This is a genomic window from Allocoleopsis sp., assembly GCF_036703385.1.
GTDB lineage: Bacteria > Cyanobacteriota > Cyanobacteriia > Cyanobacteriales > Coleofasciculaceae > Allocoleopsis.
This window is the reverse complement of sequence record NZ_DATNPA010000359.1, coordinates 1-12,686: the sequence shown is the minus strand read 5'-3', so window position 1 is coordinate 12,686 and position 12,686 is coordinate 1. Positions and strand designations below refer to the sequence as shown.

Annotated in this window: 9 protein-coding genes and 1 pseudogene; 5 read left to right on the top strand and 5 right to left on the bottom strand. The window is 48.3% G+C overall.

The window, feature by feature from the left end:
* The 3 genes and pseudogenes from V6C93_RS17855 to V6C93_RS17845 form a co-directional block, all read left to right on the top strand.
* Window positions 1–1,565, top strand: a 1,565-nt coding sequence (locus tag V6C93_RS17855) for a hybrid sensor histidine kinase/response regulator (RefSeq protein ID WP_333478023.1), incomplete at its 5' end; no start/stop codon positions are given.
* Between the two features lie 348 nt (window positions 1,566–1,913).
* Window positions 1,914–2,240, top strand: a pseudogene (locus tag V6C93_RS17850) (DUF2079 domain-containing protein); the annotation flags it as partial.
* Window positions 2,241–2,338: 98 nt separating this feature from the next.
* A complete protein-coding gene (locus V6C93_RS17845; RefSeq protein ID WP_333478021.1) occupies window positions 2,339–5,086 on the top strand; it encodes a phospholipid carrier-dependent glycosyltransferase in 2,748 nt (915 codons plus the stop codon).
* A gap of 684 nt (window positions 5,087–5,770) precedes the next feature.
* Here the strand turns inward: V6C93_RS17845 and V6C93_RS17840 are convergent.
* The 3 genes from V6C93_RS17840 to V6C93_RS17830 are packed head-to-tail and all read right to left on the bottom strand — an operon-like array spanning window position 5,771 to window position 8,237.
* Window positions 5,771–7,045, bottom strand: coding sequence for an FAD-dependent oxidoreductase (locus V6C93_RS17840; RefSeq protein WP_333478020.1), 1,275 nt, complete (start codon window positions 7,043–7,045; stop codon window positions 5,771–5,773).
* Window positions 7,046–7,083: 38 nt separating this feature from the next.
* The gene (locus V6C93_RS17835; RefSeq protein WP_333478019.1) at window positions 7,084–7,785 is read right to left on the bottom strand and encodes an isoprenylcysteine carboxylmethyltransferase family protein; all 702 of its coding nucleotides are present in this window, start codon (window positions 7,783–7,785) and stop codon (window positions 7,084–7,086) included.
* Window positions 7,786–7,811: 26 nt separating this feature from the next.
* Window positions 7,812–8,237: an MAPEG family protein gene (locus tag V6C93_RS17830; RefSeq protein WP_333478018.1), complete on the bottom strand. Its 426-nt coding sequence runs from the start codon at window positions 8,235–8,237 to the stop codon at window positions 7,812–7,814.
* A gap of 334 nt (window positions 8,238–8,571) precedes the next feature.
* On the opposite strand from V6C93_RS17830, the gene V6C93_RS17825 reads away from it, so the two are divergent.
* Complete coding sequence (locus V6C93_RS17825) at window positions 8,572–10,449, top strand: DUF4157 domain-containing protein (protein ID WP_333478017.1); 1,878 nt, start codon at window positions 8,572–8,574, stop codon at window positions 10,447–10,449.
* A gap of 183 nt (window positions 10,450–10,632) precedes the next feature.
* On the opposite strand, the gene V6C93_RS17820 is transcribed toward V6C93_RS17825, so the two are convergent.
* Together V6C93_RS17820 and map are read right to left on the bottom strand one after the other, a co-directional pair.
* Entirely contained in the window at window positions 10,633–10,863 is a 231-nt protein-coding gene (locus V6C93_RS17820; protein ID WP_333478016.1) for a photosystem II protein, Psb35-related, read from the bottom strand.
* Window positions 10,864–11,030: 167 nt separating this feature from the next.
* Window positions 11,031–11,858, bottom strand: a complete 828-nt coding sequence (gene map, locus V6C93_RS17815) for a type I methionyl aminopeptidase (protein WP_333478015.1) — start codon at window positions 11,856–11,858, stop codon at window positions 11,031–11,033.
* A 116-nt stretch (window positions 11,859–11,974) separates the two neighbouring features.
* On the opposite strand from map, the gene V6C93_RS17810 reads away from it, so the two are divergent.
* Window positions 11,975–12,178, top strand: coding sequence for a ribbon-helix-helix domain-containing protein (locus V6C93_RS17810; protein ID WP_333478014.1), 204 nt, complete (start codon window positions 11,975–11,977; stop codon window positions 12,176–12,178).
* The last annotated feature ends 508 nt before the right edge of the window (window positions 12,179–12,686 follow it).

The window sequence follows — 12,686 nt, the reverse complement described above, 5'->3', positions numbered from 1 at the left end:
GGTATCGTCGAATTGTAGAGACGGCAAATGAGGGGATTTGGTTAATCGATCCACAGGCACGAACCACTTATGTCAACTCTCAGATGGCTCAGATGTTGGGCTATTCTGTGGAACAAATGCTCGGTCGTTCCTACTTCGAGTTCATCTACGAGTCAGACCGAGCCGCCGCTAAGTACAGGTTTGAGCAACGGAAGCAGGGGTTTAAAGACCAGTCTGAGTTTCGGCTGTGTTGCCAAGATGGCTCACTCATCTGGGTTCTATCCTGCACCAGCCCGATTTTCGGTGACAACGGTGAATTCAGCGGTGTCCTCGCGATGGTAACGGATGTGAGCGATCGCAAGCGGGCGGAGTTGGAACAAAAACAACTTCTAGAGAGAGAACAGGCCGCGCGAGCACAAGCCGAAACCGCCAACCAGATGAAGGATGAGTTTTTAGCCATACTCTCCCATGAATTGCGATCGCCCCTCAACCCCATACTCGGTTGGTCTAAACTCTTGAGAAGCCGAAAACTAGATGAATCCACCACCGCTCGCGCTCTTGAGACAATCGAGCGTAATGCGCTTGTGCAGAGCGAACTAATTGAAGATTTGTTGGATGTCTCCCGCATCATTCGAGGCAAACTCAGTCTGAATATTTCCTCAGTCAACTTAGCATCAACCATTGAGTCAGCGATCGAGACAGTGCGTCTAGCGGCTGAAGCTAAGTTAATTCAGCTTGACTTAAAGATAGATTCCACCATTGGCATGGTCAAGGGAGACTCAAACCGCTTACAGCAAGCCATCTGGAATCTGCTCTCTAACGCCGTTAAATTTACACCGAATGGAGGTCGGGTAGAAGTTCGGCTGGAGTACAACGACACCCACGCTCAAATCCAAGTCAGCGATACAGGAAAGGGAATTCACCCAGACTTTCTGCCTTATGTGTTTGATTACTTTCGCCAAGAGAACAGCACCACGACTCGTCAATTCGGCGGCTTGGGACTGGGACTGGCGATTGTCCGCCACCTGATAGAACTCCACGGTGGCTCTGTCAAGGCAGCGAGTCCGGGAGAAGGGCTGGGGACTACCTTGACTGTCACGCTACCCCTGATGCACTTAGACGCTCTTGCCCCAGACAAGAATTCGGTGCTTGAGGACTCACCAAATCTGGAAGGCATACGGATACTTGTTGTGGATGATGAGGCAGACACCCTGGAGTTGCTCGTCTTTATTCTCGAACAGTATGGCGTTGAAGTGCGTGCCGTTACCTCAGTGGCTGAGGTACTGGAGGTGCTGGCACAGTGGCAGCCAGATTTACTGTTGAGCGATATTGGGATGCCTGAAATCGATGGCTATATGTTAATTTGCCAAATCCGATCACTACCACCAGAGCAAGGGGGAGAGATTCCTGCGATCGCACTCACCGCCTATGCTGGAGAGACGAACCAACAGCAAATTCTGCAAGCTGGCTTCACCCGACACGTCACTAAGCCAGTAGAACCAGCTAAGTTAGTGGTTGCGATCGCTTCCCTTGTGGGACGTACTCAGCTTTCACCAGTTCATGGGTGCCCCTTGCAAAAAGAATGAGGTGATACCAAGTTGCAGCTCATAGTAGTAGATAAGTAACCGGACAGAATTAATTACATACTGATTCCTTGCTAGACAAAGTTTTCAGCCCATTTTTTGTGTAATTAATTACGTCTAACTACTAAAGGGGGACAAGGAAGAGAAAGTACTATCTACAAAAGCAACTTCGTATCAGCAAGATACTCACTTCACAAGATAGATGATTTGCCTTAGGAAAATTCCTAGCATACTTTTCATAACATTTCTTAACGCAAATTTATACCACAATTCCCGGTAAATGTCAAGTTATTGAGCAGGGGACTGCCAAAATCCTATAGGCAACCGTTCAAGGGCTATCTGTTGGCTGGGATGATAGGTGTAAGCGTCCTCGTCCTATTCCTATGTAGTAGTGTACGACATGCGCTGTTTCAATCAACCGGCTGGGATTTAGGAATTTTCGACCAAGCTATTTACCTGATTAGTCAAGGGCAACCCCCCATCTCTTCTTTGATTAAGGTTCACATTCTGGGCGATCATGCCGCTTGGGTGTTTTATCCCTTGGCTTTGCTCTACAAAATTTACCCCGATGTCCACTGGTTGTTCGCTGTGCAAGCCCTCGCTTTGGCATTGGGAGCCTTGCCTACCTACTATCTAGCTCGTTTAGCAGGATTGAGAGAAAGAGAAGCGATCGCTCTTTAGACAGTGCCATTCGTGAAGCGTCTTCGCCAGGAGAAGGCAATCCTCATGTTCTAATGCAAAATGAGGAAGCGACTAGGATCACCCAGGTAACGTTCGTGGCAGACAAAACAGATAAAGAGCAGGGCAGCCGATTCAAGACATGGCACATACTGGGAGCCATTTGGCTCATCGGTGCGTTATGCGATCGCATCTGGTTAGCTCTTGACCGCGCCGTTCCCTCTTGGGACCCCACCAACCACCTGACTGGCTCCTTAAACTACCTCAACGCTCTACAACACGCCAACTTATTCTCCGGGGAATGGTGGCAGCATTTATGGAAGCTGTCTTCCAAGTACCCACCCCTGCTCTACATTGTCACGGCTCCCTTTCAACTCATCTTTGGCACTGGCCCAGAGCAAGCGCTTCTCGTTAATTTGCTATTTAGCGGCATTTTGCTGGTTTCAGTCTACAACTTAGGCAAACACCTGTTTAATACCCAGGTGGGTTTATGGGCAGCAGCACTATGTGTGCTGCTGCCTAGGCTTTACATCGTTCGCCTCCACTACATGCATGACTATCCCCTGACCGCTTTAGTGGCAGCCAGTTTTTTGTGTCTCACCCGATGGCGGGATGCGAAAACGAAGGGGCAGGGATGGCTTTGGGCGTTAGCGTTTGGTGCTTGCTTGGGTCTATCACTGATGGTCAAACAGACCGTTCTGTTCTTTATCTTTGTGCCCCTGTTATGGCTGGTAATGCCACTGCTGGGAAAACGAGCATGGGGACGAATTGCTCAGTTAATCGGCGGCTTCCTGGTCTCTGTCCTGATCTTTGGGCCTTGGTACCGCATCAACTGGATCTATTTATTCAGTGCCTATCAGAATGCCATTATCGTTCCCGGCACGGAGGAAGGTGATCCACCCCTCAATACCCTCGCCGCTTGGACGTATTACTGGAATGACTTACCGCGTGCTGTTTCTTGGCCTTTACTCCTAGTACCCCTGGTTGGTTTACTGTTGTACTGGATTCTGTCATGGCCTCTATTCCGTAATCGAGGCAAAGGCGCTGAGTCGAATAACACGATAATCTCGTCGGCGGCTAGCCGTAATGATTCACAAATAGATGGAACTCACGGCTTAAGGTACAAAAGGAATCCAAAATCCAATAACGCCTCCGCCTTCCGGTGGTTGGCAGTGTTTCTCATTGCCTCCTACTTCATCTGCTCGGCAAATTTTAATAAAGATACGCGCTACGTCTTGCCTTATATGCCGATTCTCTCGGTCATTCTGGCCTATGGTTTGACGGTGTGGCCTAGACGTTTGCGGGTTGTACCTTGGGCAACGGTGGGTTTAGCCTTTCTGCTGATGTGTCTGAATCTCTTCCCCATTGGAGGGATAGCAGGGACTTATTTAACGCAGACATTGAGTCCCAAGGCTCAAACTTTTCCTGATCGAGGGGCACAGTGGCCTCACGCTCAGGTGGTTGAGGAAATTATTCGCACGACCCCCCGACTGAAAGCAACCGTTGGCGTCCTGCCTAGGATAGGGGAGATAAATCACAACAATTTCAACTATTACGGTGCATTGAGAAGGTTTCAGGTCTATGGACGTGAAGTGGGTACTCGGAAGAAGTTTATCCAACAAGATTTGCGATCGCTCTCTTGGTTTCTCAGCAAAACGGGTAATCAAGGTTCACCCAGAGAAGCGCAAGTCATGATGGTTCAGGCGGTCGAACAAAGCCCAGATTTCCAAGTCCAAAAAACTTGGAAATTACCCGATAACAGTGCTCTCAAGCTCTATCATCGTGTCCAACCGCCTGTACAAGTCCAGTCAATCCCGCAACCTCTCACCCAGGTAAAATTAGAGCGAGTCACTGTACCCCCACAAGTCCCTCCAGGGAAACCCGTCCCCGTCACTTACGAATGGTCGGGTTCCTGGGAACAATTGCGATCGGGAATCGTTGTGCTGACTTGGAAAAAAGACACGAGTGTGCCGCTCATCTCTATGAATCAGCCAGTTAGCAACCTATCAACTAATCCCCAGATTTCGCCTTCAACTCAAAATCCCAAATCTACTCCTCCCGAATCTCCTCTGCCTAAAAAGGAAAGTCAAACTGCAAAATCAACTAACCTTGCTCAACCCAATTCGCAACGATGGTTGCATGACCACGGCATCGGTTTGGGAGAACTCTATCCCGGACGCTTAAGTGATCAGTCATTGCCTGGTGGTTTTCAAGTGATTGAAACAACGGCAATGCTCCCTCCGGCTGACATTGCACCTGGAACTTACACCCTGGAAGCAACTTATGTGAATCGAGAAACCACTGAGAATTACCCGATCGCAGTACCATTAGTCACGCTGAACATCGACCCCAAAGCTCCTGCCACACCTGCTCCTGAATTGGATTTAGTCACCCAACTGCGGACGCTAGCGACTAGCTTACCCGAAGGGCGAAAAGCGCTCGATCGCATCTTTGATGAAATTGGGCGAATTAACCAGTATGACCCAGTTCAGGATTACACCATTCAGGCAGAACGATCTCTAGAATTCCGCCTTCAGCAGGAACCAAAAGACCGAGATTTTGCTTATGGACTGGCGTTTTCCCACGTTTTGCAAAAAGACCCAGACGGTGCGATCGCAGCTTTAAAGCGCGTGGTGCAGCTCGATGCCCAAAACCCCTACGCTCATGCTTACCTCGCCTTCCTCTATATCTATCAATGGCGGGGTAGAGATGCTCAGAATGCGATCGAACCAGCGCTCAAACTCAATCCTAATATCCCGGAAGTTCAGGCTCTCTCTGGTGGAGCAGCTCTCCTCCAAGGGAATGTTGTTAAAGCCTGGAATGTTCTCAAGGGGATAAAACTCTAAGATTTTCCTGTTCCCACACTCTTCAGACTCCAAGCGATCGCGAAGGCACAGAGGGAGCATCCCAATTTTGTAGGGGCGAAGCATTCGTACAGAAAATTTTAGGCGATCGCGAAGCGCTGCTTACAGCAGATCGCAATAATTCATATCAAGTCCGGCTCATCACTTCGTTTATAGCTTGTCGTTTTTTGTTCATAGTTCTCGTGTTCATCGCAAGAAAGTAATTCCTATGAACCATGAACAGATTGACAGATCTGATAAATATAGAGGTTCTCGGTTGGATGCATTCGTGACAAGTTAAGCAGTTCCTGAAATAGTCAAATCCCATATCTAGCGTTTCAGAAGGAGAGTCAACGCTAAATGTGGACTAACTCCAAAATCCTTCGTCCATGAGCAGATTTACTCATGAAGTCTAGAAGCCTGATATAGTGACATGATCAGCATTGGCAAAGAGTCCTTGACAAAAGGGTTTTGGCCTTAACTTGTCACGAATGGTTGGATGCGGTACACTCTGACCTCTCTCCTACAAGGAGAGAGGCTTTGATTCTTAACACCCCTTCCCTTGTAGGGAAGGGGTTGGGGGTTAGGTCATTCTGATGCACTTCACACATCTGAGAAACGCTATATTCACCCTGCTTATTACCACATCTTGCCGCTTCTGTCAATCTTAAGTAATGAATCGGCGCTCTAGCACTGCACATGGGGAGGAAACAGCCCAAAGCCAATGATGCGAGGTGGAATGTCTCGCAGAATCGGCAGTTTTAGCAGCGCCGGGGGTTGAAACGTTTGGTTATTCAGCGCACTCTTGATCAGGTTTTGCTGGATGAAGGATTGAAATGCCTGGATAAAGCGAGTGGGTAACTGCCGTTGCCGTTGCACGGCTGCCAGATGGCTGACTTGTACCTGTTGATTTTTCAAGGGTTGACTGAGATGATTGGCGGCTGCCACCGCATCTTGAATTGCATAGTTAATGCCAACTCCTCCAACTGGAGACATGACGTGCGCCGCATCCCCAATTAACAATAGTCCAGAGCGATACCAGCGACGAACGTAGCTCGACTCTACTGAGAGAAAGGCAATTTGTTGCCAGTCTTGCAACTGTTGCACCCGTTCTTTGAACTCTGGCAGGATTTCCACAATGTTCTGACGCAGGGTTTCCAAGCCCGCTGCCCGTACTTGCTGATACCCACCTTTAGGAATAACATAGGCAATCTGCCACTGTTCCCCCCGATCAAGCAACACCGTCATCCGTCCTTGCCCAATTCGTCCGTTCAAGCCTTCCGCATCTTCCGGTAAACGCGGTAAACGAAACCACAAGACATCCATTGGTGCCGAGGTTTGAACTGCTTCTAAGCCTGCTAAGTCTCGCAGTCGGGAATGACGACCATCCGCCCCAATTGTCACCTGCGCCCGGACTTCATGCCAACCCCCATGCCCCCGGTACTGTACACCCCGAATCACGCTATCTTCCTCAACCAACTCCTGAACATTTGCCCCTAAAATGAGTTGGAAGTTGGGATACTGTTTTGCTTCCCCCACGATGAAGTCTAAGAAGCGAACTTGGGGCATGACGGTGACGTAAGGGTAGTGAGTCTTGAGATGGTTAAAACTAGGAGAGAAAATAACGCTGCCATCGGGTGCTCTCAACGTAATGCTGTGCAGTTTGGTGTGAGGCAATTCCAGCAAGCGATCGGCAAGTCCCATCTCTGCCATGATTTCCATTGCGGAAGGCTGAAGAGTATCTCCCCGAAAGTCGCGATCGAAATCTCGATGCGCTTCTAAGAGCATGACAGAGATTCCCTGTCGCGCTAAAAGCAATGACAGAACTACACCCGCCGGCCCACCGCCCACAATGCAACAATCGACCTGTTGTACATCAATAATTTCGTGAGCCTGAGGTGTTTGGTTCTGCTCTTTGGTAGAAACGCGATCGCCTTGATTTGAACTAGAGTTAGTTGCCATCTTTAGACTCCTTAGTAATGCAAAGCTGACCCAAAGCGTTACCAGACTAAAGGAATCAGTCTATATTTCACCTGATTTCTGTAATCTTCATATCCGTCCAATTCTTCGACTAACATCTTTTCTTCTCCCAAAATTCTAGCGACGAGAAGAAAGGAAATTACAAGCCCAATTAAAACACCATATTGAGAACTCAGCAATATTGGTGTTCCCATAAATAGAAATATCGCTCCCAGATACATGGGATGTCTCACAAAGCCATAAACTCCTGTTGAAACAACGTGTTGGTTGCGTTCGGTTTGGATTCTCACCAGAGGCGATAAAAAGGTATTATCCGTAAAGGAACGGTATAAAAAGAAAAACGAAATTAATAATCCCATCCCTCCCCAAACCTTCAGCCACAAGGAAAAGTTAGTTGTCCATTCATATCGTTTGGCATCTATTGGCATAATGACAATCCAAGCCAAAAACAGGAGTTGAAATCCATACAGAAAATACTTATCCCAGACTTTTTGGTTGTCAGTTCCTGGCTGTTTAAACCTTTCTCTCAGTAATTCCGGGTCTTTTCGATACAAATAAATTACAGTGGATACAGAAATGAGAATCAGCCAAACGCTAAATATCCATCCTTCAACCCACAGCCAATCGCCGGAAAGCAAGAGAACTATTATCGGAACTATGAGAATATAAATTATCGCAAAGATAATCTGACCTGCTGATAATCTGCTGTTTTCTGTTGCCATAATCGAAGCTCCTTCAAATTCCTCAACTAGAAGATTGCCAGGGCAGTTAAGGCGAGCAAGCAGCCGAACTGAATTACTAAGCTTAAGAACCGAAACCTTGGATCGAGACCAGCGATGTGAATCAGTGAGTGTACAATCCGAAATACGATGTACACACCAATCAGTACATTGACTACTGTTCCGCAGACAGCCCGAACTGTGAGGAGGAAGACAACTCCCAGATACAAAGGTAGGTTTTCTACCAAGTTGGACTGTACCCGATAGAGTCGCCAAAGCAAGCTTTCATCGTTTGGTATTCCGAAATCTTTGGCAGAACCGCCCGTAGCTAGATGCCGAATCCTGACGGTGAGCAGAAGGACAACGATAGCGATCGTCCATACAATGAAAATGGCTAAACCCCAGAGGGGAAAGGTCATATCGATAGGCATCTGTCCGCCAGGTGTGGGAATCATTCGTGATCGCTCCTATTTGTTGGATTCGCAGCGTGGGACATGGATCTGTTTTAATCCACGCTTGATTCTAGTGTGGCGCGATCGCTTTACCATTTCACGACGCGAAAGGATACTTGATACCAAATCCCGGTTGACTACCCCCTTTATCAGGAAGGATACTCTCCACGAGTCAAAGTTGATTCAGCCATATCATATAGTTAATTAATTGCAATCGAGTTTCTGATCGCAGGGTGTTTTGTTGCTTGCCTGATGGAGCGGGAGTCGCGATCGCACAAGAAAATACGAGGCATCTAATACCACACTCGACGCGCACTACCAGAGGCAGGGGGTTAATATGGGATTCCAAAGAACGCATTCATTCCAAGATCAGAGTTCTCGCCCTCCACAGCCGAAAAATCTATTTAACGTTCACCCGTTTGAGGCTCAGAAGCTGGAACTCAATGAGCAGGATGGTAGCATCACGTCGGAGGAGCAAGAGCAGTTGGGGGGGGTGAAAACCGGGATGGAGGATTTCCGGGCGCAGCGCATGGAACGGGCACAGCGATTTGGTCATAACTTTGCAAATATTCGGGTTACTCCGCCTGGGGAACATGATGATGCGCCACCCATCCAGGCAATGAGTCCGGTGGAGACACCTGAGGTGCCGTTGGGGAGACAGCGATCGCTGTTTAACTCTCGGCAACAGGTTTCAGCATCACCGATCCAGCGTCAGTTGACCATTGGGCAACCAAGAGACGAGTACGAACAGGAAGCGGATCGGGTTGCATCCCAGGTGATAGAACAGATCAATGCACCAGCTTCTGCCCCATCAACTCAAGGGCAGTCGGTACAGCGTCAGGAGGAAAAGCCAGAGGAACTTCAGGCGAAACCTGAAATTACCCCTCTCCAACAGCAGGAAGAAAAGCCAGAGGAACTTCAGGCGAAGTCAACTCTCAAGAGTGGAGAAGCGATCGCAGGAGGAGAAGCTTCGACGGATTTGGACACTGCCATTAATAGTGCAAGAGGAGGGGGACAGCCTTTAGATGCAAGTCTGCAACAGTCAATGGGGCAGGCGATGGGGGCGGATTTTAGTGGGGTGAGGGTACATACGGATGCTCTATCCGATCAGTTGAATCAGTCGATTCAAGCGAAGGCATTCACGACAGGGCAAGATGTGTTCTTTAGGCAGGGGGCTTATGATCCGGGGAGTCGAGGGGGGCAGGAGTTGATTGCCCATGAGTTGACTCATGTGGTGCAGCAGAAAAAGCATCTGAGTTTCCCAACCCCTATTCAGCGTCAAATTGAAGGCTATCAACCGGGAACGCTGAAATCCAATACCAAAGTGATGAAGGACTTGAACCAACAGCAGAAGACTAAAATCCAAGAACTTCACAATGACACTTCAAAGACCTACACTATCAATGAAGCGCGGCAGTTGGTGGGAGCAGCACCTCTGGACACAAGTACAGGCACTTCTTATACCCCACCCTTCCCCTTCCGTTATAACCAAAGCGGTGACACAACTATGGAAACAGTCACAAGCGGGATGGGTGGATTAGTTCAGTATCCCAAAGGCGGTGTTTCTCAGGGAGAAGACACAAACAACCAGATGTCTTTTGCTGTTGGGCATGGCTATGATGATCTTCCCACCAGCAGCAAGCGCAACATCACGCAGACCAAGGTGATGGATAACATCAGCCCGAATGAAGCCGCGCGGAAATTAGGGTTTGCCATCCCCACCTCATTATCGTGGGAATGGCTCCACTTGGTGGCTTTCAGCATCGGGCAGACACACGTTGGCGATCTATCCCAAAAATCACAAGACTTGATCAAACGAACCAACCAGCCTCAACAAATCAGTGAAAACTTGGTACTAGGAACAGCAGCGGCAAATACAGAGATGCTCAGTTATGAGACAAACATAAAGCGATGGTTAACCAAAGACCAAGCGTGGAAGCTTAATCTATTTGTAAATGCTAGGAAGCAAGACCTTATAGTTGACGGAATAAGCATCCCGGTTGCAACCCGTATTTCCTATCATTTTTATTTTGAGACAGGTCCCAATACCTATACGGCTCCCGTTATTGTAGAATTTAATACCCAATCCCACGACAAGCCAGCCACCAAATCTTTCGAGGAGGTGTGTAAGGCGCTAGACGACACACTTAAGAATCAGGTGACATTAAAAGAGCCGCTTAAAGGAATTTCCACAGACGCTATGGACATTGTGTAACATCTTTTTCGCAGTGCGTTCGCTATCAACATTTATGAATATCCTGACGTGCTTGTCATTCTGTTAGCGAAAAAATTGCATCCACCACACCCATCACCTAATGACAACAACGCCGCCGTTCATGTTGCGGCGGCGTTATCCAGCTTAAATTTATAAAGGGTAGCCATGATCTACCCTTCTTTCTTACACCTTAGGCAGAAGTTGGCTACTGTAGGCGTCGATTTCAAAGGCAGGAGTACGCTGGCTGTAGTCTGTTTCAGTACCTGTGATGGATTGAGCCAGTGCTTCAAAGGACTTGGAGCGCCAGTTGCGTTCATGGATGGGCTTGGTTTGCTCACCCCGGAAGTAAGCCTGAGTTCCGATGATAGCCGCAGCCGCCCAGCCCACAACGAATAAGGCAATCAGGATAGTCATGGACGTTTCTCCTTGAACTTTTGTTTAGTTTTGCATCTTTATTTGTAAATAAATGTAACAAATATTTTTCAAGGGTGTCAATTTACGGTATTCACTAAACAAAGTAAGGTTAACCTCACCTAAGTTTCCCTGTTGGATAGGGTTGGGTATGCACCCTGCAATTGGAGTTAGAGCGTTGTGCGATCGCTCAAAATTTCGCAGCCGTCTTCAGTGACCAGTACCGTATGTTCAAACTGCGCGGCTAGGGAATGATCAGCGGTTACTACCGTCCAGCCATCCGGTAACAAGTGCGTTTGCTTAGAACCTGCACTCAGAATCGGTTCAATCGTCAACGTCATTCCCGATCGCAACTTAACATTGGGTAATTCACGGGTGCGGAAGAAGAAAACGGCGGGTTCTTCGTGGATGTTCCGCCCCACGCCATGACCGGTGAAATCTTCCACAATGCTATAGCCATTGCTTGCCACATAGTCTTGAACGGCACCAGCAATATCAATCAAATAATTCCCAGCTTTGACTTGCTCAACACCCTTGTACAGCGCTTCCTCGGCTACACGAATAAAGTTGGCGGCTTCCGCAGAGATGTCACCAACGGCGAGAGTGATACAAGAGTCACCGTGAAAGCCTTGGTAATAAGCACAGGTATCCACCTTGAGAACATCACCACTATGAATCACTCGCTTAGGACTAGGGATGCCATGTACGGCCTCGTTGTTCAGGCTGGTACAGAGGGTTGCCGGAAAGCCACGATACCCTTTGAGGCTGGGAACGGCACCCATTTCTCGGATGCGCTTCTCCGCATAAATATCCAGGTCAGCCGTCGTCATCCCTGGCTTAACCATCGCTGAAATCTCGCTCAAAACGGTTGCCACAATCTTCGACGCCTGACGCATAATGCCGATCTCGCGTTGCGACCTGATTTCGATCGCACGACGTTGCTTTTTGGCAGGGGAGGATTGAAGCGGTTGGGAAAGGATGTCACTGAGAATGTTCATGAAAGCAGTCTTTGGAATCATTGCTACATTAGCATACCCTAGCATGGCTTAGCGTCTTGTACTAAACCAAAAAGGGTCACTATACTTAATAAGGAGACACAACAGAGAAATCTCTAATGGGCGGCAAAACTTCACTGGCGGGTGTTACAACATACATTCCACCAGAGTGGAAAAAAGAGCTGGAAGAGTGGGCACAAGAAGAAGAGCGCTCTGTTTCTTGGCTGCTATTGAAGCTGATTGGGAATGCACTTGAACAAAGGCGTCAGGACGCCTCGACCGCAACCCGTTCAGAGCCATTGAGCTTAGCGAGTAAACAGTGAGTAGTCTTCAATCCAGTTCACCCGCGATCGCTTTAGCGTTCAGAGCCATTGAGCTTAGCGAGTAAACAGTGAGCAGTGAGCAATAGACCTCTTGCAAAAGTAAATCTTTGCCCCCCTAGCCCCCAAATTCTGGGGGGAACATGAGTTCAAAGTCCCCCAAAATTGGGGGATTTAGGGGGCATTCTAGGATTTATGCAAGAGGTCTAATGAGCAGTGAGCAGGTAACTCTTGAAGGATTAAACCCCAAGACGTTACCTACAACCGTTGCTCTTGTGCGGAATTCTTATTACCACTGAAACTGAACTCTTGGTCAACTGCTCACCGATGACTGTGCACTGAACACTAGTACGATCGCACATGGGATCGCAGCATACGGTGGAGAAGCTGCAAAATCACGATGCCCACGCTGGTACTAGCAACAACGGCTAGCCAAAAGCCATGAGCTATGTAAGGTGACTGATCTAAAGCCCACCCTCCTAGAGGAGGGCCAATGAAGTAACCGATCGCC